The sequence below is a fragment of the Inquilinus sp. OTU3971 genome (assembly GCF_038440215.1).
The window spans coordinates 1-20,602 of sequence record NZ_JASATH010000150.1 but is presented as its reverse complement, the minus strand read 5'-3'; the positions used below and the strand labels follow the sequence as shown (position 1 = coordinate 20,602).

Annotated in this window: 24 protein-coding genes; 7 read left to right on the top strand and 17 right to left on the bottom strand. The window is 70.8% G+C overall.

Annotation, left to right across the window (positions count from 1 at the left end; genetic code table 11):
• Window positions 1–91: 91 nt before the first annotated feature.
• The 9 genes from AAHM41_RS29225 to AAHM41_RS29185 all read right to left on the bottom strand — a co-directional run bounded on the left by AAHM41_RS29225 (window position 92) and on the right by AAHM41_RS29185 (window position 6,652).
• Window positions 92–517, bottom strand: coding sequence for a c-type cytochrome (locus tag AAHM41_RS29225; RefSeq protein WP_342240141.1), 426 nt, complete (start codon window positions 515–517; stop codon window positions 92–94).
• A 5-nt stretch (window positions 518–522) separates the two neighbouring features.
• Window positions 523–1,815 carry an NAD(P)/FAD-dependent oxidoreductase gene (locus AAHM41_RS29220; protein WP_342240140.1) on the bottom strand — a complete coding sequence of 431 codons (1,293 nt, stop codon included), beginning with the start codon at window positions 1,813–1,815 and terminating at the stop codon, window positions 523–525.
• On the bottom strand, window positions 1,766–2,059 hold the full coding sequence (locus AAHM41_RS29215) for a c-type cytochrome (protein ID WP_342240139.1): 294 nt from the start codon (window positions 2,057–2,059) through the stop codon (window positions 1,766–1,768). Before AAHM41_RS29215 ends, AAHM41_RS29220 begins: the two co-directional genes overlap by 50 nt.
• Window positions 2,056–4,230, bottom strand: a complete 2,175-nt coding sequence (locus AAHM41_RS29210; protein WP_342240138.1) for a xanthine dehydrogenase family protein molybdopterin-binding subunit — start codon at window positions 4,228–4,230, stop codon at window positions 2,056–2,058. Before AAHM41_RS29210 ends, AAHM41_RS29215 begins: the two co-directional genes overlap by 4 nt.
• A gap of 11 nt (window positions 4,231–4,241) precedes the next feature.
• Window positions 4,242–4,715 (bottom strand): (2Fe-2S)-binding protein, encoded by a 474-nt coding sequence (locus AAHM41_RS29205; protein WP_342240137.1) that lies wholly within the window; start codon window positions 4,713–4,715, stop codon window positions 4,242–4,244.
• An 83-nt stretch (window positions 4,716–4,798) separates the two neighbouring features.
• Entirely contained in the window at window positions 4,799–4,972 is a 174-nt protein-coding gene (locus tag AAHM41_RS29200) for a hypothetical protein (protein WP_342240136.1), read from the bottom strand.
• Between the two features lie 137 nt (window positions 4,973–5,109).
• Window positions 5,110–5,481, bottom strand: a complete 372-nt coding sequence (locus tag AAHM41_RS29195) for a c-type cytochrome (protein WP_342240135.1) — start codon at window positions 5,479–5,481, stop codon at window positions 5,110–5,112.
• A gap of 35 nt (window positions 5,482–5,516) precedes the next feature.
• Window positions 5,517–5,855: a hypothetical protein gene (locus tag AAHM41_RS29190; RefSeq protein ID WP_342240134.1), complete on the bottom strand. Its 339-nt coding sequence runs from the start codon at window positions 5,853–5,855 to the stop codon at window positions 5,517–5,519.
• Between the two features lie 137 nt (window positions 5,856–5,992).
• Window positions 5,993–6,652, bottom strand: a complete 660-nt coding sequence (locus tag AAHM41_RS29185) for an adenylate/guanylate cyclase domain-containing protein (protein ID WP_342240133.1) — start codon at window positions 6,650–6,652, stop codon at window positions 5,993–5,995.
• A gap of 181 nt (window positions 6,653–6,833) precedes the next feature.
• Between AAHM41_RS29185 and AAHM41_RS29180 the strand changes: the two genes are divergently transcribed.
• Window positions 6,834–7,553, top strand: coding sequence for a response regulator (locus tag AAHM41_RS29180; protein WP_342240132.1), 720 nt, complete (start codon window positions 6,834–6,836; stop codon window positions 7,551–7,553).
• On the top strand, window positions 7,550–8,989 hold the full coding sequence (locus tag AAHM41_RS29175) for a sensor histidine kinase (RefSeq protein WP_342240131.1): 1,440 nt from the start codon (window positions 7,550–7,552) through the stop codon (window positions 8,987–8,989). Before AAHM41_RS29180 ends, AAHM41_RS29175 begins: the two co-directional genes overlap by 4 nt.
• 30 nt (window positions 8,990–9,019) lie before the next feature.
• Here AAHM41_RS29175 and AAHM41_RS29170 read toward each other — a convergent pair whose 3' ends face one another.
• A complete protein-coding gene (locus AAHM41_RS29170; RefSeq protein WP_342240130.1) occupies window positions 9,020–9,760 on the bottom strand; it encodes a TerC family protein in 741 nt (246 codons plus the stop codon).
• A 51-nt stretch (window positions 9,761–9,811) separates the two neighbouring features.
• Window positions 9,812–9,988, bottom strand: a complete 177-nt coding sequence (locus AAHM41_RS29165; protein WP_342240129.1) for a hypothetical protein — start codon at window positions 9,986–9,988, stop codon at window positions 9,812–9,814.
• 258 nt (window positions 9,989–10,246) lie between these two features.
• Here AAHM41_RS29165 and AAHM41_RS29160 point away from each other — a divergent pair, with 258 nt between their 5' ends.
• Complete coding sequence (locus AAHM41_RS29160) at window positions 10,247–11,110, top strand: shikimate dehydrogenase (RefSeq protein ID WP_342240128.1); 864 nt, start codon at window positions 10,247–10,249, stop codon at window positions 11,108–11,110.
• On the opposite strand, the gene AAHM41_RS29155 is transcribed toward AAHM41_RS29160, so the two are convergent.
• Entirely contained in the window at window positions 11,055–11,837 is a 783-nt protein-coding gene (locus tag AAHM41_RS29155) for a TetR/AcrR family transcriptional regulator (RefSeq protein WP_342240127.1), read from the bottom strand. The genes AAHM41_RS29160 and AAHM41_RS29155 overlap by 56 nt on opposite strands.
• A gap of 166 nt (window positions 11,838–12,003) precedes the next feature.
• Here AAHM41_RS29155 and AAHM41_RS29150 point away from each other — a divergent pair, with 166 nt between their 5' ends.
• The 4 genes from AAHM41_RS29150 to AAHM41_RS29135 are packed head-to-tail and all read left to right on the top strand — an operon-like array spanning window position 12,004 to window position 16,805.
• A complete protein-coding gene (locus AAHM41_RS29150; RefSeq protein ID WP_342240126.1) occupies window positions 12,004–12,558 on the top strand; it encodes a TRAP transporter small permease in 555 nt (184 codons plus the stop codon).
• 3 nt (window positions 12,559–12,561) lie between these two features.
• Complete coding sequence (locus tag AAHM41_RS29145; RefSeq protein WP_342240125.1) at window positions 12,562–13,842, top strand: TRAP transporter large permease subunit; 1,281 nt, start codon at window positions 12,562–12,564, stop codon at window positions 13,840–13,842.
• A gap of 43 nt (window positions 13,843–13,885) precedes the next feature.
• The gene (locus AAHM41_RS29140) at window positions 13,886–14,896 is read left to right on the top strand and encodes a TRAP transporter substrate-binding protein (protein ID WP_342240124.1); all 1,011 of its coding nucleotides are present in this window, start codon (window positions 13,886–13,888) and stop codon (window positions 14,894–14,896) included.
• Between the two features lie 22 nt (window positions 14,897–14,918).
• The gene (locus AAHM41_RS29135) at window positions 14,919–16,805 is read left to right on the top strand and encodes a bifunctional sugar phosphate isomerase/epimerase/4-hydroxyphenylpyruvate dioxygenase family protein (RefSeq protein ID WP_342240123.1); all 1,887 of its coding nucleotides are present in this window, start codon (window positions 14,919–14,921) and stop codon (window positions 16,803–16,805) included.
• A gap of 6 nt (window positions 16,806–16,811) precedes the next feature.
• On the opposite strand, the gene AAHM41_RS29130 is transcribed toward AAHM41_RS29135, so the two are convergent.
• From AAHM41_RS29130 to AAHM41_RS29110, 5 genes are all read right to left on the bottom strand, one after another.
• Window positions 16,812–17,285 (bottom strand): YHS domain-containing (seleno)protein, encoded by a 474-nt coding sequence (locus AAHM41_RS29130; protein ID WP_342240122.1) that lies wholly within the window; start codon window positions 17,283–17,285, stop codon window positions 16,812–16,814.
• A 27-nt stretch (window positions 17,286–17,312) separates the two neighbouring features.
• Window positions 17,313–17,453 (bottom strand): hypothetical protein, encoded by a 141-nt coding sequence (locus AAHM41_RS29125; protein WP_342240121.1) that lies wholly within the window; start codon window positions 17,451–17,453, stop codon window positions 17,313–17,315.
• Complete coding sequence (locus AAHM41_RS29120; protein ID WP_342240120.1) at window positions 17,450–18,277, bottom strand: alpha/beta hydrolase family esterase; 828 nt, start codon at window positions 18,275–18,277, stop codon at window positions 17,450–17,452. The genes AAHM41_RS29125 and AAHM41_RS29120 overlap by 4 nt, the downstream gene beginning before the upstream one ends.
• Window positions 18,274–19,443, bottom strand: coding sequence for an OpgC family protein (locus AAHM41_RS29115; protein ID WP_342240119.1), 1,170 nt, complete (start codon window positions 19,441–19,443; stop codon window positions 18,274–18,276). Before AAHM41_RS29115 ends, AAHM41_RS29120 begins: the two co-directional genes overlap by 4 nt.
• The coding region (locus tag AAHM41_RS29110; protein ID WP_342240118.1) for a thiamine pyrophosphate-dependent enzyme at window positions 19,421–20,602 on the bottom strand (1,182 nt) is incomplete at its 5' end. The genes AAHM41_RS29115 and AAHM41_RS29110, both read right to left, overlap by 23 nt.

Genomic DNA, 20,602 nt, shown 5'->3' with positions numbered 1-20,602 from the left:
GCCCCACCCCCCCCCCTGCCCCCCTCCCTCAAGGGGAGGGGGGACTTATCTTGTCTGGGCGAATGGATTTGCCCGAGTGGTCCGCCATCGCTCACTCCTTCAGCGTCGCGAGATAGGCGATCACGTCCTCGATCTCCGCCACCGTCAGCACCGGCTTGCCCTGCCAAGCCGTGGCGACGCGCTCGAAGCCTTCGGTCCTGGCATAGGACGGCATGATCGAATCCGGGACCAACCGCTTGATGTCGACCACCCTGAGCCGCAGCTGACCTTCATCCAAACGCGCGCCGATGCCGCGCAGGTCGGGCGCCAGCGTGCCCTGCTGGTGCGGCGGGGCGAAGGGGCCGGGATGGCACAGGGAGCACAGGCTGCGCTGCCGGTCGGCCATCAGCGCCTGGCCCCGGGCCGGGTCGCCCGGCCGGCCGGTCAGCGATTGCGGGATGGCGTCGCCCTCGACGACATAGGGTTGCGCGGCCGCCGGCGTCGCGGTGGCGAGCGCGGCCAGGATCAGAGGGGTCACCCCTCTCATCCGAACACCGCCCCGGTGATGGTCTCGAACCAGGCCTGGGCGTAACGGGCCTCCATCTCCCGAAACTCCGGCGGCGCGTCGAGCGGACTGGTGCCGCCGGCGCCCTCGACCTCGCGCAACAGCCCGTCGGCCGGCCGGTAGACCCCGGCGATCGAGATGCCGTAGCCGGGCGCGATCAGGCTGTAGCAGGTGTTGACCAGCTTCTGCTCCGCCGGCGCCTCGCCTTGCAGCAGGCCGGCGACGGCGGCGGCGCAGACCTGCGCCTGGCCGTTGGCGGCGAAGGCGGATTTCGGCATGGCGCCGGCGATGGCGGCGTCGCCGATCACATGGATGCCGGGCTGCAGCCGGGATTCGAAGGTGACCGGGTCGATCGGGCACCAGCCGGTCTGGTCGGCGACGCCGGCGGCCTGGGCGATGGCACCGGCCCGCTGCGGCGGGATGACGTTGGCGACATCGGCGCGATGGCTGCCGAATTCGGTGACCAGCGTCTTCGTCGCGGCATCGACCTCGGTGACCCGGCCGCCGGAGGACAGCGGCACCCATTCCAGGAGGTTCGGATACAACGCCGCCCAGGCGGCCTGGAACAGCCGCTGCTTCGAGAAGGCGTCCTTGGCGTCGAGCACGATCAGCTTCGAGCGCGGCTTGCGCGTCTTCAGGTAATGCGCGATCAGGCTGGCCCGCTCATAGGGCCCGGGCGGGCAGCGGAACGGGTTGGCCGGGGCCGCGATCGCGACCACGCCGCCATCCGGCATCGCCTCCAGCTGGCGGCGCAGCAGCAGCGTCTGCTCGCCCGCCTTCCAGGCATGCGGCATCGCCTCGGCGGCGGCCTGGTCGTAGCCGGGCAGGGCGTCGAAGCGCAGCTCGATGCCGGGTGCCAGCACCAGCCGGTCATAGGCGAGGTCCGACCCGTCGTCGAGCCGCACCCGCCGGGCCCCGGCGTCGACCGCGACGGCGCTGCGCCGGGCGATCTCGACGCCCTCCCGCCGCAGCCCGTCATAGCCGAAGCGCTGGGCGTCGAGGTCGCGCAGGCCGGCGATCACCTCGTTGCTGAAGGGGCAGGCGGTGAAGCGCTCCTCCGGCTCGACCAGCGTCACCGCCACGTCGTGGCGACGCAGGGCGCGGGCACAGCTGGCCCCGCCGAAGCCGCCGCCGACCACGACCGCGCGGGCCCTGCCCTGCCCCAGCACAGCCGGCGCCCAGAGCACGGCCCCGCCGGCCGCGATGCCCTGGAGGACGGCCCTACGGCCGGGCATGGTCTTGCCGGCCGGCGAGCCATTCCGCGATCGCACGCGTTTCCTCATCGGTGAAGCCCTTGGCGATTCGATCCATCACCGTCGCCGGCCGCTCGCCGCTTCGGAACGCCGCCATGGAAGCGGCGATCTCCGCGGCCGGGCGGCCCTCCAGGCTCGGTACCGGCCCCGCCCCTGCCGGCGCATGGCAGCCGGAGCAAGAGGCGGCGCCGGAAGGCTGCGCCGCGGCCGGAGCCGCGGCTGACAGCACCCCGATGGCGACCAGGATCAGGCGCGTGGTCATGCGCTCTTCAGGTCGTGGTTCACCAGGGGCAGGGTGCGGATGCGCTTGCCGGTGGCGGCGAAGACCGCGTTCAGCACCGCCGGGGCGGCGACCGCGATGGTCGGCTCCCCGACCCCGCCCCAGAAGCCGCCGGAGGGGATGATGATCGTCTCCACCGCCGGCATCTCGTCCATGCGCAGCACGTTGTAGGTGTCGAAATTCTCCTGCTCCATGCGGCCGCCCTTGACCGTGCATTCGCCGTAGAGGCAGGCCGACAGACCGTAGACGAAGGACCCCTCGATCTGCCGCTCGATCTGCGCCGGGTTGACGGCGTGGCCAGGGTCGGTCGCGGCGACGATGCGGTGGATCCGCAGGCGCCCGTCGGTGACCGAGACCTCGGCCGCGGCGGCGACATAGCTGCCGAAGCCCATGATCTGGGCCAGGCCGCGATGCCGGCTCTCCGGCGGCGGGCTGCCCCAGCCGATCCGCTCGGCCACCGCCTCCAGCACCGCGAGATGCTTCGGGTGGTTCGCCATCAGCTTGCGGCGGAAGGCCAGCGGGTCCTGCCCGGCGGCATGGGCCAGCTCGTCGATGAAGCACTCCAGGTAGACCGCGTTCTGGTTCAGGTTGACGCCGCGCCAGAAGCCCGGCGGCACCGGCGGGTTGCGCATGGCGTGGTCGACCAGCAGGTTCGGGACAGTGTAGCCGATCACCCCTTCCGCCCCGCTGCCGACCAGGCCCTGGAACACCACCGGGTCCATGCCGTTCTGCATGCCCTCCGGCCGCACCGAAGCCAGGATCGACTGGCCGGAGATCCGCATGTGCAGCGCCGTCAGGGTGCCGTCCGCATCGAGCACGCCGGTCAGCTTGCACTGGGTGGTGGGATGATACGCGCCGTGCAGCATGTCCTCTTCGCGCGACCACAGCAGCTTCACCGGCGTGCCGGGGATCTGCTTCGCGATACGCACCGCCTGCCGCACATAGTCCTGGAAATTGCCGCGCCGGCCGAAGCCGCCGCCGAGATGGATCTTGTACACCTCGCATTGCCGCACCGGCAGCTCGGCCGCCTCGGCCGCCGCCGCCAGACTGGCCTCGCCGTTCTGGGTCGGCACCCAGACCTCGCAGCGCTCCGGCGTCCACAGCGCCGTGGCGTTCATCGGCTCCATCGTGGCGTGGTTCTGGAACGGGAAGGCGTAGACGCCCGTGACCGTCTTCGCCGCGCCGGCGATCGCCTTGCGCGCATCGCCCGCCTGGTTGCCGATGAAGGCATCGTCCGCATCGAGCCCGGCGGCCAGCATCTCGGCGATCGAGGCGCTGCTGATGCCGGTGTTGGGGCCTTCGTCCCAGACGACCGGCAGGGCGTCCAGCGCGGTCTTGGCCCGCCACCAGGTGTCGGCCACCACGGCCACGGCGGTATCGTCGACCTGCACCACCTGGCGCACGCCGGGCATGCCGGCGACGGCGGCGGCATCGAAGCTCTTCAGCTTGCCGCCGAACACCGGGCAGGCCTTGATCGCGGCGTTCAGCATGCCGGGCCGGACGATGTCGGAACCGTAGACCTGCCTGCCGGTCAGCTTGTCCGCCGTGTCCAGCCGCGGCAGCGGCTTGCCGGCGATGGTCCAGTCCTTCGGGTCCTTCAGCTTGATGTCGGCCGGTGGCGTCAGCTGCGCGGCCGCGGTCGCCACCTTGCCGAAGGTGGTGCTGCGGCCGCTGGCGGCATGGGTGATCACGCCCTTGTCGACCGCGCACTCCGCCGCCGGCACCTGCCATTCCGCCGCCGCGGCCGCGACCAGCATCTCGCGCGCCGCCGCCCCGCCCTTGCGGACATAGTCCTGCGATTCGCGGATGCCGCGGCTGCCGCCGGTGGAGAAATTGCCCCAGATCCGGTCGCGGGCGATGTTCTCGCCCGGGGTCGGGTATTCGGTGGTGACGCGGGACCAGTCGCAGCCCAGCTCCTCAGCCACCAGCTGGGCCAGGCCGGTCAGCGTGCCCTGCCCCATCTCGGAGCGGGCGATCCGGATCACCACGGTCTCGTCCGGCTGGATCACCACCCAGGCATTGATCTCGGGCACCGCCTCGGCCGCCAGGGCCTCGCCGGCGAAGGGCACGCGGAAGCCCAAAGACAGCCCGCCGATCGCGGCGGCGGCACTGACGATGAATCCGCGGCGCGATACGCTCTGCACGATCGTCATCGGGGCCTCCCTCAGCCGCTCTGGACCGAGCCGCCATTGGCGGCGGCCTGCTTGATCGCCGCCCGCACCCGGTTGTAGGTGCCGCAGCGGCAGATGTTGGTGATCTCGGTGGAGATGTCGTCGTCGGTCGGGCTGCGGTTCTGCTGCAGCAGCGCCGCCGCGGCCATGATCATGCCGGCCTGACAGTAGCCGCATTGCGGCACGTCGAGGGCGAGCCAAGCCTGCTGCACCGGGTGCGAGCCGTCGGGCGACAGCCCCTCGATGGTGACGATCTGCTGTTCCGGCGTGATCGAACTGACCGGCATCGCACAGGACCGGGTGGCGACGCCGTCGATATGCACGGTGCAGGCGCCGCATTGGGCGATGCCGCAGCCGTATTTGGTGCCGGTCAGGCCGATCTGCTCCCGCAGCACCCACAGCAGGGGCGTATCGGGCTCGACGTCGACGCTGCGCTCGGATCCGTTGATCCTGAGGGTGAAGGCCATGGCTGCCTCGCGGTTGAGCTGGGTGGGGCCGGGATGCCGTCACGCGGCGGGCGGGCACCGGTGGGGCCGGTGCCCGCCTCGTTTCAGCTCGGCTTGGCATCCGACGCCGGGGCCGGCGCCGTCGTGGTCGTCGGGGTGCTCTGCGCCCCGGCGCTGGTGTTGCGCTGGATGCAGCCGTCGCCCTGGGCCAGGGCGGTGCCGATGGTGGCCAGCAGGGCGAAGCCGGCCAGGACCGGAACGGGGAGTCTGGTGATCACGACACGTCTCCTGTGGTGGTTGCACGATCGAAGCCTGGGGGCCGGCTGTCGCAGAACCTTGTCCGGCGGCCCCGGCCTTTGTCGCGAGCCGTCGCGAAACGGCCCGCTGACACGGTTTGATACAATTCCCCTCCGGCTCAGCGGCCGGACAGGTAGGCGATGATCGCGGCGCGCTGCGCGGCGTCGGTGAGGCGCACCGTCATGCTGGTGCCGGGCACGGTCCCGCGTGGATCGGCCAGGAAGCCGTCGAGCGACCGGGCGTCCCAGGTGACGCCGGAGTCGCGCAGGGCCTGGGAATAGCGGGCGCCTTCGACGCTGCCGGCCTTGCGGCCGACGATGCCGGCCAGGCTGGGGCCGGCCCGGTTCTGCCCGGGCTCGACGCTGTGGCAGGTGGCGCAGCGCGTGCGGAAGGCACGCTCGCCCGCCGCGGCATCCTGCGCGGCGGCGGGCAAGGGGGCGCCGAGCAGCGCCGCGAAGGCCAGCAGCAAGGCCGGTCGGGCCAAGGTCATCAGGAACATCTCTCCGTTGGGGGTCGACAGATGTGTCAGGCCCGGCCCTGGGGGCGCGGGGCGAAGACGAAGGGCTCGGTGCCTCCGGCAGCGGGATTCACGGCCCGGCAATCCTCCGCGCCGACCGTGAGGCCGACGCCGGGCAGCCCGGCCGAGAGGTAGACGGGCTCGCCCATCGGCTCGCGGCCGATGATCGCAGCAACGCCGAGGACCGCCAGCAGCCCGCAGGCCGCCAGCCAGCTCGCCGCCACCTCGTCCCAGCTCAGGGCCAGCCGGTCCACCGGCGGGCTCCAGCCGGGCTCGATCCATTCGGGATCGATCGCCGGCCCGCCCTCGATGGCAGCGGCGGGCCGGATCTGTGTCGCGTCATGCATGGGGGTCATCCCTTTCGCTGATGCACACACCATGCCGGCCCGATGTCGCAGAACTGTGCCGATGGGCCGGCGGGTTTGTCGCGGAATGTCGCGGTGCCGACCGGGCCGCACAGTTTGATACGATTCCCTGGGGCGGCTCAGGCAAGCACGGCGGCGCGGATCGCCATCCCTTCCGCCCGGCCGGGAATGTCGGCCCGGCCGCCGGCGGGGAACCAGGCCAGCCGGCGCTCCGCCGGGTGGTGCAGGGCCACGGCCCGGAACAGCTCCTCCGAGACGATGATGTCGCTGTGATGGGCCCGGGTCATCCGCTCCAGCCGGTGGGCGACGTTCACCGTGTCGCCGAAGGCGCCGAGCTTGTCGTGCCCGGCGGCACCGACCCGGCCGATCATCACCGTGCCGGCATGCAGGCCGATTCCGATGCGCAGAGGCAGGCCGTCACGCCGCGCCCGGTTCCAGTCCTCGATCGCCTCCAGCATGGCGAAGCCGCAGCGCAGGGCCGAGCGCGCGACGGCCGGCGCCGGGCCGCACCACACCGCCATAATCCCGTCGCCGATCGGATCGCCGATGGCGGCGCCGTGCTCCACCACCGCCTCCGCCATGCGCTGGTGGAAGCCGGACAGCAGGGCAAAGGTGCCCGCCGGCTCCAGCGTCTCGCACAGCCGGGTGAAGCCGACGATGTCGGCGAACATCACCGCGGCGAAGGCGGAGCGCGGCGTCCGGTCCAGGCCCGGGGCGGCCCTGCGCAGCGCCGGCATCCGCCCGGGACCGCCATGGCCGTTCTGTCCGATTGCCCACATCGCCCTGACCATCGCTGTTGAGCTGACAGGGGCACTATGGGCGGCAACTGTCGCAGGGATCTGTCGGCGGACCGGCTTTTGAGTCACGGAGTGTCGCAAACCCGCGGTTCGAGACAATCTGATACAATTTCCTGCGCGGGGTCTTGCGCCGTTTTCGGTATGTTCGACCGTGGAGCGCACCATGGAATCCGTACCGCACATCGCCGTCGTCGACGACCATCGCGACATCCGCGACCTCGTCGGCAAATACCTGTCCCAGCACGGCTACAGGGTCAGCGTCGCCGAGAGCGCGGCGGCGCTGCGCCGCATGCTCGAGCGCAGCGCGCCCGACCTGATCGTGCTCGATGTCATGATGCCGGGCGAGGACGGGCTGTCGCTGTGCCGCTACCTGCGCGGCACCGGCGAGGTGCCGGTGATCCTGCTGACCGCGATGGCGGAGGACACCGACCGCATCATCGGCCTCGAGATCGGCGCCGACGACTACCTCACCAAGCCGTTCAACCCGCGCGAGCTCCTGGCCCGCATCAAGGCGGTGCTGCGCCGGGTCAACAGCCTGCCGCCGCAGCGCGGCCGGCTGAAGGCGAAGGCGCTGCGCTTCGACCGCTGGCTGCTCGATGTCGGCCGGCGCGAGCTGGTCGGAGAGGACGGCGTGGCGGTCGCGCTCAGCACCGCGGAGTTCCGGCTCTTGAACGCCTTCCTCGACCATGCCGGGCTGGTGCTCAGCCGCGACCAGTTGCTGGACCTGACCGTCGGCCGCGCCGCCGACAGCTTCGACCGCAGCATCGACAACCAAGTCAGCCGCCTGCGCAAGAAGATCGAGGCCGACCCCAAGGTGCCGGCCCTGATCAAGACCCATTGGGGCGGCGGGTACAGCTTCGTGGCGGAGGTCGAGCCGGCATGAGGCGATGGTGGACCCACAGCCTGGCGGCCCAGTTCATCGGGCTGATGCTGCTGGCCCTTGCCCTGTCGCAGGGCATCGGCTTCCTGATCTCGTGGGACGAGCGCGGCCAGGCGCTGAAGGCCGCCGCCAAGAGCGAGTTCTTCAGCCGCACCGCGTCGCTGGCCCGGTTGCTGGAGGCGACACCGCCGGCGCTGCAGGACGACATCCTGAGCGCCAGCGGCACCTCCTACAGCCGCTTCTGGGTGTCGCCCGACGGCCCTGGCGACGCCACGGCCTGGCGGCGCGAGGCCTGGACCCAGCTGGCGAAGCCGCTGCCGAGCGTGACGCCCTGGGGGCCGAAAGCCCCGAAGCCGGACAAGGACAAGCCCCAGGACCGGCGGGAATCGGCCCAGATCCTCGGCATCGGCACGGCCACGGCGGCCGCCACCACGCCCTGGGCGGACGTGCCGGCCCATGCCTGGCCGCTGTCTGGCCCGGCCAAGTTCCTCTATCTCGACCAGGCCTACGGCATGGGCCTGTCGGTGGAGCTGGGCAACGGCGCCTGGCTGAACAGCGCCTATGCCAAATCGACCGGCAATTCGTTCTGGACCAACCAGTCGGTGGTGTCGGTCGCGGTCACGGCGATCGTGCTGTCGGTGTTCGGCATCATCGTCGCCCGCGGCATCGCCCGGCCGATGCGGCGTCTGGCCGTCGCCGCCGAGGCGCTGGGCCGGGGCGAATCCGGAGCGCCGCTGCCGGAGGCGGGGCCGGACGACATCCGCAACACCGCCGAGGCCTTCAACCGGATGCAGGAGCGGCTGCAGCGCTTCGTCGAGGACCGCACCCGCATGCTGGCGGCGATCGGCCACGACCTGCGCACGCCGCTGACCTCGCTGCGCCTGCGGGCCGAATTCGTCGCCGATGCGGAGGAGCGGGACAAGATGCTGGCGACCATCGCCGAGGTCCAGAAGATGACCGAGGCCACGCTGGCCTTCGCCCGCGAGGAGGCAACGGCCGAGGGCACCCGCGCCGTCGACCTGCCGGCGCTGGTCGAGAGCCTGTGCGACGACCTGGCCGAGCTGGGCCGGGACGTCACCTTCCAGGAGGGGCCGAAGATCAGCTATCGCTGCCGGCCCGACGCGCTGCGCCGCGCCATCCGCAACCTGGTCGAGAACGCCGTCCGCTACGGCGAGCGCGCCCGCGTCCATGTGGCGCGAGGCGGCGACGGTGTCGAGATCGTGATCGAGGATGACGGGCCGGGGATCCCGGACGCCGCCGCCGAGCAGGTCTTCGCCCCGTTCTTCCGGATCGAGAATTCGCGCAACCTGGAGACCGGCGGTGTCGGCCTCGGCCTGTCGATCGCCCGCACCATCGTGCGCCACCATGGCGGCGACATCATCCTGGCCAACCAGGCCAAGGGCCTGCGCGCCACCATCAGCCTGCCGCGGGTGGGATAAGGCCGCAGACGGCCCTATCCCATGTCCCGGTCAGTGCTTGGCCTTGCGGCGCTGCGCAGCCCGGCGGGACAGCATGTTCAGCCCCTCGACCAGGGCCGAGAACGCCATCGCGGCGTAGATGTAGCCCTTCGGCACATGGGCGCCGAAGCCTTCCGCGATCAGCGTCATGCCGATCATCATCAGGAAGCCCAGCGCCAGCATCACCACGGTCGGATTGGCGTGGATGAAGCGGGACAGCGGATCGGCGGCGGCCAGCATCACCGCCACGGCGACGATCACCGCGATCACCATGATCGCCACATGGTCGGTCATACCGACCGCCGTGATGATGCTGTCGAGTGAGAACACCAGGTCGAGCAGGAGGATCTGCCCGATCGCCGCGCCGAAGCCCAGCGTCGCCTTGGCGGTGCCGAAGACGTCGTCGGCCGGGACCGGGTCGACGCTGTGGTGGATCTCCTTCGTCGCCTTCCACACCAGGAACAGGCCGCCGCCGATCAGGATCAGGTCGCGCCACGAGAAGGGATGGCCGAGGACCTCGAACACCGGCTCGGTGAGCTGGACGATGATCGAGACCGTGCCCAGCAGGCCGAGCCGCAGGAACAGCGCCAGCCCGATGCCGATCCGGCGTGCCCTGCTGCGCTGATGCTCAGGCAGCTTGTTGGTCAGGATCGAGATGAAGATCAGGTTGTCGATGCCCAGCACGACCTCCATGACGACGAGGGTCGCCAGGGCAATCAGGGCGGTCGGGTCGGAGATCCAGGAGAAGTCCACGAGAGGTCCCTCGGAGTGGTGGGGGATGGAGGATCCGGCGGCGCCGGGGCTTCACTCGAACAGCGGCCGTTCGGTTTCCGGCCGCGCCAAGGCGTGCCGGGCGAGTTCGAGCGTCGGCAGCCGGGAGAGACCCTCGTGCTTCAGCGGCCGCTCTGGCGGCACAGCACTGGCCGGCTCGTCGTCGGCGATCATGATCGTCGACCGGCGCGTCAGGTCAGTGGATGGCATCGCCCCCTCGTCATCAGCCCCGAGAGTCCTCGGCGCCGTCGTCCAACTGGCCGCTCAACAGCGACAATTCAAGATGGGCAGCATACCGCAACCCCCGATCCGGCGTCCTGAGCTCGTTCCACGGCGATTGACATGAACGTACCAGTTAGTACATTTCTTCGTGGAGAAACATCGGCGGGGAAGCATGAATCGTCCAGGACGCACCGCACATCCTTGCGGAACCGAACCGGCCGGACGGTCCGGCGCGGGTCCCCGCCCGTGACCCATATCCGCCCGACCACCCTTCGCGTCGGCCTGATCGGCACCGGCATCCAGGCGTCGCGGACGCCGGCGATGCATATGCGCGAGGGGGCGGAACAGGGGCTGCGCTACGATTACGAGCTGATCGACCTCGAAGGGCTCGGCCGCGGCGTCGAGGCCCTGCCGGAGCTGGTCGCGGCGGCGGAGCGGCGCGGCTTCGCCGGGCTCAACATCACCCATCCCTGCAAGCAGGCGGTGATCCCGCTGCTGCACGCGCTGTCCGACGACGCGCGGGCGCTGGGCGCCGTCAACACGGTGGTGTTCGAGGATGGCCGGCGGACCGGCCACAACACCGATTGGTGGGGCTTCGCCGAGAGCTTTCGGCGCGGCCTGCCGGATGTGCGCAGGGACCGCGCGGTCCAGCTCGGCGCCGGCGGCGCGGGGGCCGCGGTGGCGCATGCCGCCCTGACCCTCGGGGTCGGCGAGCTCACGGTTTTCGATGTCGACCAGGCTCGGGCCGAGGCCGCCGCCGCCGGCCTGTCCGCCCGGTTCGGGCCGGGCCGCGCGGTGGCCGGCACCGACCTTCCCGCCGCCATGGCCGCGGCGGACGGGCTGATCCACGCCACCCCGACCGGGATGGCGAAGCATCCCGGCCTGCCGCTGCCGGCCGAGCTGCTGGCGCCGCGGCACTGGGTCGCCGAGATCGTCTACTTCCCGCTCGAGACCGAGCTGCTGCGCGTCGCCCGCGCCCGCGGCTGCCGCACCCTCGACGGCGGCGGCATGGCCGTGTTCCAGGCGGTCGAGGCGTTCCGGCTGTTCACCGGCATCACGCCGGATTCCGACCGGATGGCCCGCCACTTCGCCTCGCTCGGGCCGGGGTAGCAGCGGGCGCGACCGCCGCCTCGCCCTGCAGCAGGCGGATGACGGCGTCGCCGATCATCCGCCGGTGCGTCTCGCGCAAGCCCGGCTCCGACAGGTCGCGGCGGAAGATGGTGCCGAAGGTGTGGCGGTTGGAGACGCGGAAGAAGCAGAAGGCGCTGATCAGCATGTGCAGGTCGACCGGCTCGATCTCGGCCCGGAACACGCCCGCCTTGCGCCCGCGCTCCAGGATCGCGGCGATGGTCTGGACGATACCGAGATTGGTGCTGCGGATCGAGGCGGTGTGCGCCAGATGCTCGGCCCGGTGGATGTTCTCGATGCTGACCAGGCGGATGAAATCGGGATGCGCCTCGTCATAGTCGAAGGTGAACTCGGCCAGCCGCCGCATCGCTTCCTCCGGGGCCAAGTCCTCCAGATGTAGCGCCGCCTCGGCGGTGCGGATGTCGGCATAGGCCTTCTCCAGCACCGCGTGGTACAGCCCCTCCTTGCCGCCGAAGTAATAGTAGATCATGCGCTTGGAGGTGCGGGTCCGCTCCGCGATCGCGTCGACGCGCGCGCCGCTCAGCCCATGGGTCGCGAACTCCTCGGTCGCGACCTCGAGAATATCCTGCCTGGTGCGCTCGGGGTCGTTCTTGCGGGCGGTCTTCCGCTCCGCCGCGACCGATCTGGTCCTGCCCGCCATCTCCTGGCCCGTCCCCCGCACCGCCGCCGCCGCCCGATCGGCGGACACGCTTCTACTTCTCCGGAACTTCACGGCCGCGAACAAGCGGTTTTCGGTCCGATTGCTGCCGGTTCGCGCCAGAGACTTGACTATACGTACCAGTTCGTACATTTGTGAGGAAGAAGAATTCAGAACCGGCGAAGCCGCGGCCGGCGGCCACCACAGGGAGAGCCCGATGCGTCTTGCCATCGAGAGCTATTTCGCGCTGCTGAAGCTGCTGATCGCCCTGCTGCTGGCCGGGATGGTGGTGCTGGTCTTCGGCAACGTCGTGCTGCGCTATGCCTTCAACCAGGGCCTTACCGCGTCGGAGGAGCTGTCGCGGCTGTTCTTCGTCTGGCTGATCTTCCTCGGCGCAGTGGTGGCGCTGCGCGAGCGCGGCCATATCGGCATCGACACGCTGCTGCGCCGCCTGCCCCGGCCGGCGGCCAAGGCCTGCCTCGCCTTGTCCGGCGCGCTGGCGCTGCTGGCGATCTGGCTGCTGCTGAAGGGCAGCGTCGAGCAGGCGGTGATCAACCTCGACGTCGCCTCGCCGGCCGTGGGCTATCCGATGGCGCTGATGTACGGCGCCGGCATCGCCTTCGCCGTGCCGGCCGCGCTGATCATCCTGGCCGATCTCGCGCGCCTGCTGCTCGGCCGCGCCGGGCCGGAGGAGCTGATCCTGGTCCGCGACTCCGAGGAGCTCGCCGGCCTCGACGCGCCCGCGGCCCCCCGAACTGCCAGGAAGCGCTGAGCCGTGGTCGTCGCGGTCTTCCTGTCGTCGCTGCTGGGCACCATGGCGATCGGCATGCCGATCGCCTTCGCCCTGATCCTCAGCGGCGTCGCGCTGATGATCCATCTCGGCCTGTTCGACTCCCAGATCGTCGCCCAGAACGTGATCAACGGCGCCGACAGCTTCCCGCTGATGGCCGTGCCCTTCTTCATGCTGGCCGGCGAGGTGATGAACACCGGCGGCCTGTCGCGCCGCATCGTCGACCTCGCCATGGCGCTGGTCGGGCATATCCGCGGCGGGCTCGGCTTCGTCGTCATCCTGGCCGCCTGCCTGCTGTCCAGCCTGTCCGGGTCGGCCCTGGCCGATGCCGCGGCGCTGAGCGCCCTGCTGCTGCCGATGATGCTGAAATCGGGCCATGGCGCCGGCCGGTCCGGCGGGCTGATCGCCTCGGCCTCGATCATCGGCCCGATCATCCCGCCCAGCATCGGCTTCGTGCTGTTCGGCGTGATCGGCGGCGTCTCGATCACCAAGCTGTTCCTGGCCGGCATCGCGCCCGGCCTGATGATCGCGCTGGCCCTGTGCGTCGCCTGGCTGCTGGTGGCCCGGCGCGAGCAGATCGACCTGCCGCCGCGCCGCAGCGGAGCCGAACGCCTGCGCGCCCTGATCGACAGCCTGTGGGCGATGCTGCTGCCGGTGATCATCGTCGTCGGGCTGAAATTCGGCGTGTTCACCCCGACCGAGGCCGGCGTGGTCGCCGCGGTCTATTCGCTGTTCGTGGCGATGGTCGTGTACCGCGAGCTCAGCCCCGGGCAGCTGTTCGAGGTGTTCGTCTCGGCCGCCAGGACCACCGCCGTGGTGATGTTCCTGGTGGCGGCCGCCGGCGTCTCCGCCTGGCTGATCACCGTCGCCGACCTGCCCGGCCAGCTCGCCGCCATGCTCGACCCGTTCATGGACAGTCCGATCCTGCTGATGGCGGTGATCATGCTGCTGGTCGTCGCCGTCGGCACCGCCATGGACATGACGCCGACCATCCTGATCCTGACGCCGGTGCTGATGCCGGTGATCAGGCAGGCGGGCATCGATCCGGTCTATTTCGGCGTGCTGTTCATCATCAACAATTCGATCGGCCTGATCACCCCGCCGGTCGGCACCGTGCTGAACGTCGTCTGCGGCGTGTCGAAGCTGTCCATGGAGGACCTGATGAAGGGCGTCTGGCCCTTCCTCCTGGCCGAGCTGGCGGTGCTGGCCCTGCTGATCCTGTTCCCGGAGCTGGTGACGGTTCCGGCCAAATGGCTGGCCCGATGACCGCGCCGGCCGACACCAACGAACAATCCTTGGGAGGATCGTCATGTCCAGGACCCTGACCGGCCTGATCGCCGCGCTGTCGGCGGCGCTGCTGCTGGCCCCCGCGGCGCAGGCCGAGATCCGCGAGCAGCACATCAAGTTCGCGGCGGCGAACAGCAAGGGCCATCCCCAGGTCGTGGGCATGGAGAAGTTCGCCGCCATCGTCGCCGAGAAGAGCGGCGGCAAGATCACGGTGCAGCTGTTCCCCGGCGGCACGCTGGGCGGCGACGTGCAGACCCTGTCGGGGCTGCAGGGCGGCATCGTCGAGATGACGGTGATGAATGCCGGCATCCTGGCCGGCAACGCCCCGGCCTTCGGCGCGGTCGACCTGCCCTTCCTGTTCGACACGCCGCAGGAGGCCGACGCGGTGATGGACGGCGCCTTCGGCAATCATCTGCTGACCCTGCTGCCCGAGAAGGGGCTGGTCGGCCTGGCCTATTGGGAGCTCGGGTTCCGCAACCTGACCAACAACCGGCATGCGGTGGCGAAGGTCGACGACATCAAGGGGCTGAAGATCCGGACCATCCAGTCGCCGATCCCGATCGCTGTGTTCAACGCGCTCGGCGCCAACGCCGTGCCGATGCCCTATCCCGAGCTGTACGGCGCGCTGGACACCGGCACGGTCGACGGCCAGGAGAACCCGTCGGCCAACATCCTGAACGCCAAGTTCTACGAGGTGCAGAAATACCTGACCCTGACCCGGCACCAATACAACCCGCAGATCGTCCTGGTCAGCAAATCGTTCTGGGACAAGCTGAACGACGAGGAGCGGGCGGTGCTGCAGGCGGCCGCGACCGAGGCGCGGGACTATCAGCGCCAGGTGTCGCGCGAGGCCGACGCCAAGGCGCTGGACGAGATCCGCGCCAACGGCATGGAGATCACCGAGCTGCCGCCCGACGAGGTGGCGAAGCTGCGCGCCGCCACCGCGCCGGTGGTCGAGGAGTTCCGGCCCAAGATCGGCGCCGACACCATCGCGCTGCTGCAGGCCGAGCTGGACAAGCTGCGCAAGAAGTGAGCCGGACCGGGAGGTCGTTCCGATGAAGACGTCGATCGCCACCGTGTCCCTGAGCGGCGACCTGCGCGACAAGCTGGAGGCGATCGCCGCCGCCGGCTTCGACGGCGTCGAGATCTTCGAGAACGACTTCCTGTCCTTCGACGCGGCGCCGCGCGAGGTCGGGCGGATGGTGCGTGACGCCGGGCTGGTCGTGACCACCTTCCAGCCCTTCCGCGACTTCGAAGGCATGCCCGAACCGCAGCGTACGCGCGTGTTCGACCGGGCCGAGCGGAAATTCGACCTGATGGGCGAGCTCGGCGCCGACCTGCTGCTGGTCTGCTCCAACATCTCGCCGGCGGCGCTGGGCGGCATCGACCGCGCCGCGGCGGATTTCCGCGAGCTGGGGGAACGGGCGGCGAAGCGCGGGCTGAAGGTCGGGTTCGAGGCGCTGGCCTGGGGCCGGCACGTCAACGACCACCGCGACGCCTGGGAGATCGTGCGCCGCGCCGAGCATCCGGCCATCGGGCTGATCCTGGACAGCTTCCACACCCTGTCGCGCGGCATCGACCCGGACAGCATCCGCGCCGTCCCGGCCGACAGGATCTTCCTGGTCCAGCTGGCCGACGCGCCGCGTCTGGAGATGGACCTGCTGTCCTGGAGCCGGCATTTCCGCAACCTGCCGGGCCAGGGCGACCTGCCGGTGACCGCCTTCACCGAGGCGATGGCCGCGACCGGCTATGACGGCGTCTATTCGCTGGAGATCTTCAACGACCATTTCCGGGCCGGCTCGGCCCGGTCGGTCGCGATCGACGGGCGCCGGTCGCTGCTGCAGCTGGCCGACACGCTGGAGCGACGCAAGCCCGCCGCCGAGCGGAGCGGGCCGCTGCTGCCGGAGCGCGCCCGCTGCCTCGGCATCGAGTTCGTCGAGTTCGCGGTCGACGAGGCCGGCGCGATCGAGCTGGAGGCGCTGTTCGCCGGCCTCGGCTTCGCCCGGCGCGGCCGGCACCGGTCGAAGGACGTGACCCTGTGGTCGCAGGGTGGGATCGCCCTTCTCGTCAATCGCGAGAAGGAGGGCTACGCCCATGCTGCCTACATCATGCACGGCCCCGCCGCCTGCGCGATCTGCCTCAAGGTCGACGACGCCCGGGCGGCGACGGCGCGGGCCGGCGCCCTGCTTGCGACCGGATTCCGCCAGGAGGTGGGGCCGGGCGAGCTGGAGATCCCGGCGATCCGCGGCGTCGGCGGCAGCCTGATCTACCTCGTCGATACCGACAGCGAACTGGCGCGATGGCGCGAGGTCGACTTCGTCCCGGTCGAGGACCCGACGCCGGAGGCCGGGCTAGCGCGGATCGACCACCTGTCGCAGTCGATGCAGTATGACGAGATGCTGTCCTGGCTGCTGTTCTACAGCTCGATCTTCGACCTGGCGAAGACACCGGAACTGGAGATCCCGGACCCCGCGGGGCTGGTGCGCAGCCAGGTGGTGCAGAATACCGAGGGCACGCTGCGCATCGTGCTGAACGCCTCGCAGAGCCAGCGCACCCTGTCGGCCCGCTTCCTGTCGGAGTTCTTCGGTTCCGGCATCCAGCACATCGCGCTGGAGACGGGCGACATCTTCGCCGCCGCGGCCCGGATACGGCAGGCCGGAGTCGAGTTCCTGCCGATCCCGGCCAACTATTACGACGACGTCGAGGCCCGCTTCGGGCTGGAGCCGGATCTGCTTGACCGGCTGCGCGAGGCCGGGATCCTGTACGACCGCGACGGCAGTGGCGGCGAGTTCTTCCAGCTCTACACCACCAGCTTCGCCGACCGGTTCTTCTTCGAGATCGTGCAGCGCCGCGGCTATGCCGGCTTCGGCGCCGCCAATGCCCCGATCCGCCTGGCGGCGCAGACGCGGCTGGCGCCGGACGTCACCATGCCACGGCGCTGAAGCGGCTCACTTGATGTCGCTCTTGCCGAGCTTGGGCCAGTTCGCATTGGCCTGGCCGATGTAGCCCTTGGGGTCCTTCAGCCAGGTGTCTCGGACGCCGAGGTCGTAGTTCAGGTACAGCCGGCCATCGACGATCGACCAAGCCTCCGGCTCGATCTTCACCAGATAGCCGCGCGACGTGCCGTAGGCACAGAAGCCGCCGAAGGCCGGCATGTACTTCTCCGGATCGGCCGCGAACAGCGCCTTGTGCTCGGCGCTGGCGAACCACCAGGTGGCGCCGTCGTGCTGCGCGGCGAATTCGGGCTTGCCCTGGCGCGGACCGCCCTCGCGGAAATAGGCGACCGGGTCGTAGCCGCGGATCGCGACATGATCGGCCGGTGCCCCCAGCGTATTGACGGGGCGGGACGCCTCCTGCGCCGGGGCGGCCAGGGGCGCGATGCAGGCCAGCGCGGCCAGCACCAGCAGGGTGCGACGGAACATGACGGGCTCCTTTCGGGGGTTGCGGGGTCACTGGGCCAGCAGCGCCGCAGCGCGCAGCCGGGCCAGCTCCTCCTCCAGCTCGCGGATGCGCCGGTCCTTGCGGGCCAGCTCGCGGGCGACGGCGTCGTCGGACCGCTTCGGGTCCTCGGGGCGGGTGCTTCGGGTCATGGCAGAACCTCGCTCGTGATCGGGGCCGCGGGCAGGCCTGGCGCGCTCAGGCCGCCATCCAGCCAGTTGGCCTGCACCTCGTGGCCGCCATCGTGCAGGCACAGGGTGATCGGGCCGCGCTCGCAGCCCTGCGCCTGGGCGCAGGCGATGCCAGCAATCGTCACCGGCGTGTCGGCGCCGAGCCGGCAGCCGGCGCGCACCTTCAGCACTGCGAGGCTGAGAAACGTGTCGCTCTGGTGCCAGCGGTCGCCGATGGCGCGGCCGGCCAGAGGGAAGGTGCGGTCGGCGCGGCCATGGAAATGCACGAGCGGCGGCGGCACGGCCTGGCAGTCGGACGGCTGCGGCAGCGGGTCCCAGAACACGCCGGAGAAGGTGACGGCGCCGGCGACGCGGTCGCCGAGATGGCAGGCCACATACCACGCCATCGACGCACCCTGCGAGAAGCCGCCGACCACCACCCGGTCCGGACCGAAGCCGAAGCGGCGCTGCAGGTCGTCCAGCACCTCGCCGACGAAGCGGGTCTCGTCGCGGTCGTGGCTGGGCGAGGTCGCGAAGGACCAGGTGTGGTCGAGCCCGTCCGGGGCGGCGAAGGCCAGGCCGTGGGCGCGGGCCACCGCGATCAGCTCGGCCGCACGCATCTGGTCGGCAGCCGAGCCCTCATAGCCGTGGAAGAGCAGATACACGCCGGCCGGCGCCCCACCCGGCGGCAAAGCGATGCGGTATTCGCCGTCGGCCACACGGCACGGCACGTCGCCGCCGCAGGCATCCGCGCCGGCGGCCGGCAGCAGCAGCGCGGCGAGGGCGATCAGAACCGGCCGCATCATGCCGGCATCGCCGCCGGCCGGGCCGGCATCCCCTTGAACCAGGCGACGGCATAGGCGACCGCGACCAGCACGCCGAATCCGGCCAGGTTCGCGGTGGCCACGGCGAACGGATCGCGGCCGGTGTGGTCGAGCGCCATGCCCAGGAGCTGGGCGGTGACCATGCCGCTGACGAACACGGCCAGCGTCTGCTGCCCGACCTTGGAGACGACAGCGACCGCCGGGCCCTTCAGTCGCCGGCCGTCGGGACCGACCAACTGCACCGCCAGATAGGCCAGCGCCAGGAAATGCACCAGCCGGAGGATGCCGAAATGGGTCTTGTCGGTCAGCGGCGCCAGCACCGGGGCCCCGCCGCCGAAGAAGGGTGAGGCCTCGAGGATGCGGTAGTACGCGAAGGGCACCGTCGCCAGCACGAAGGCAGTGGCGAGCGCGATCAGGAGCCAATTGAAGCCCGGCGCCGGCAGGGTGCGGCGCATCAGGAAGAAGCCGAGATAGAACAGCAGCTGCCAGCCGAACGGGTCGAAGAACCAGCTGCGGTCCGACCATGGCTCGGCCGGCAGGTCCAGCAGATGCGCCTGGGTCAGACCCCAGATCGCGGCCATCAGCACGAAGGGCAGCGCCTTGTGCAGCCGCTCGGCCAGGATCATCGCCGGCATCAGCGCCAGGATGACCAGATACATCGGCAGGATGTCGAAGTAGTTCGGCACATAGGCCAGGGCCAGGAACCGCGGCAGCAGCCCCATCGGGTCGGCGAAGAAATGCGGCAGGTTCAGCTCGACGATGTAGCTCTCGCCGCCCGGGCGGGTGCCGGCCGCCGCCACCAGCGCGGCGATGACGACGAAGACCGCGACATGGATCCAGTAGATCTGCCAGACCCGGCGGGCGACGCGGCCGGTGCCGCGGGCGAAGCCGTCGCGGTCGAACACCCGGCCGAAGGCGATGGCCGAGGCCATGCCGGACAGGAACACGAACATCTCGGTCGCGTCGGAGAAGCCGAAGCGCGCCGGGATCCACAGGATCCACTGATTGTCGGGGATATGCGCGGTCAGGATGATCAGCATCCCGATGCCACGGAAGAAGTCGAGCCGCGGGTCGCGCCGGGTCTTCCCGGCAGAGATGCTGGACAGCGCCTCGCGCCCCGCCAGCTCAGAAGGCCTGGTGATATGCATCGGCGTCGAACCTGCAGGCGATCAGGGTGAAGCGGTCGCGGGTGCGGGCGGCGGCCAGCTCGGCCTCCAGCTCGGCAGCGCTGGTGACAGTGCGGCCATGGCCGCCGAAGCCTTCGGCAACCGCGGCGAAATCGGTGAGGCCGAGGCCGACGCCATGCGGCGCCAGACCGGCCGAGTTCTGCTTCAGGGCAATCAGGGCCAGGCTCCGGTCCTGGAACAGCACGATGGTGACCGGCAGGCCGAGGTCGCGCAGGGTGGCGAGCTCGCCGATCCCCATCTCCAGCCCGCCATCGCCCATCACGGCGACGACGCGGCGCGACGGGTCGGCGATCTTGGCGCCGATCGCCAGCGGCAGGGCCGCGGCCATGGTGCAGAAACCGGCCGACTGCAGCAGCGACAGCGGCCGCCGCGCGACCCATTTCTGCGACAGGAGAATGCGGTGGGCGCCGGCGTCGACGGTGACCAGGTCGCCCTCCCCGACCGCGCGGTTCAGCCCCTCGATGATGGCGTGCGCGCCCCAGTCGGCGCGGACGGCGAAGCGCTCAGCCAACGCCGCCCGGGCCGCGGCGGGTTCGCCGCCCGGCCAAGTCTGCGTCGCCTTTCCGGCCTCCACGTTGCCTCTCCCGCTTGCGGGAGAGGTCGGAGACGCGCCAGCGGCTCCGGGTGAGGGCTCTTTGTCGAGGCCTGGGCCAGCCCTCACCCGGTCGTCCTGCGGACGCCCGACCTCTCCCGCCAGGCGGGAGAGGCCACGCGAGACACCGTCACCTTCCTCGCGATCGTCGCCAGTCCAGGTGGCGTCTGCCTGGATCGCCTCAATCAGAGCGGCGACGGCGGCCGCGGGGGCGGCCAGCAGGCGCGTGCCGGCGTGATGCATGGCGTGGTCGGCCGGGGCGGCGGTGATCTCGACGATCCGGTCCGGGTCCGAGACCGGGTCGAGCCAGCCGAGCCGCATCTCGATCGGGTCGTAGCCGACGAACAGCAGCAGGTCGGCCCGCTCGAACAGCGGCAGCAGCACCGCATCCGCCAGCGGCGACAGCCCGGCGCCGCCCAGGGCCAGGGCATGATCCTCCGGCACCAGCCCCTTGGCCTTGTAGGTGGTGACCACCGGCGCGCCGAGCCGCTCGGCCAGGCGCAGCAGGGCCGGGCCGGCGCCGCCCTG

Bases quoted from the DNA above. Each gene is read 5' to 3' on its own strand.
- AAHM41_RS29165 (WP_342240129.1), bottom strand. From the start codon at position 9,988: ATGCCATCCACTGACCTGACGCGCCGGTCGACGATCATGATCGCCGAC.
- AAHM41_RS29175 (WP_342240131.1), top strand. From the start codon at position 7,550: ATGAGGCGATGGTGGACCCACAGCCTGGCGGCCCAGTTCATCGGGCTG.
- AAHM41_RS29190 (WP_342240134.1), bottom strand. From the start codon at position 5,855: ATGCATGACGCGACACAGATCCGGCCCGCCGCTGCCATCGAGGGCGGG.
- AAHM41_RS29210 (WP_342240138.1), bottom strand. From the start codon at position 4,230: ATGACGATCGTGCAGAGCGTATCGCGCCGCGGATTCATCGTCAGTGCC.
- AAHM41_RS29115 (WP_342240119.1), bottom strand. From the start codon at position 19,443: ATGCATATCACCAGGCCTTCTGAGCTGGCGGGGCGCGAGGCGCTGTCC.
- AAHM41_RS29195 (WP_342240135.1), bottom strand. From the start codon at position 5,481: ATGACCTTGGCCCGACCGGCCTTGCTGCTGGCCTTCGCGGCGCTGCTC.
- AAHM41_RS29150 (WP_342240126.1), top strand. From the start codon at position 12,004: ATGCGTCTTGCCATCGAGAGCTATTTCGCGCTGCTGAAGCTGCTGATC.
- AAHM41_RS29140 (WP_342240124.1), top strand. From the start codon at position 13,886: ATGTCCAGGACCCTGACCGGCCTGATCGCCGCGCTGTCGGCGGCGCTG.
- AAHM41_RS29205 (WP_342240137.1), bottom strand. From the start codon at position 4,715: ATGGCCTTCACCCTCAGGATCAACGGATCCGAGCGCAGCGTCGACGTC.
- AAHM41_RS29215 (WP_342240139.1), bottom strand. From the start codon at position 2,059: ATGACCACGCGCCTGATCCTGGTCGCCATCGGGGTGCTGTCAGCCGCG.
- AAHM41_RS29180 (WP_342240132.1), top strand. From the start codon at position 6,834: ATGGAATCCGTACCGCACATCGCCGTCGTCGACGACCATCGCGACATC.
- AAHM41_RS29130 (WP_342240122.1), bottom strand. From the start codon at position 17,285: ATGTTCCGTCGCACCCTGCTGGTGCTGGCCGCGCTGGCCTGCATCGCG.
- AAHM41_RS29125 (WP_342240121.1), bottom strand. From the start codon at position 17,453: ATGACCCGAAGCACCCGCCCCGAGGACCCGAAGCGGTCCGACGACGCC.
- AAHM41_RS29185 (WP_342240133.1), bottom strand. From the start codon at position 6,652: ATGTGGGCAATCGGACAGAACGGCCATGGCGGTCCCGGGCGGATGCCG.
- AAHM41_RS29135 (WP_342240123.1), top strand. From the start codon at position 14,919: ATGAAGACGTCGATCGCCACCGTGTCCCTGAGCGGCGACCTGCGCGAC.
- AAHM41_RS29120 (WP_342240120.1), bottom strand. From the start codon at position 18,277: ATGATGCGGCCGGTTCTGATCGCCCTCGCCGCGCTGCTGCTGCCGGCC.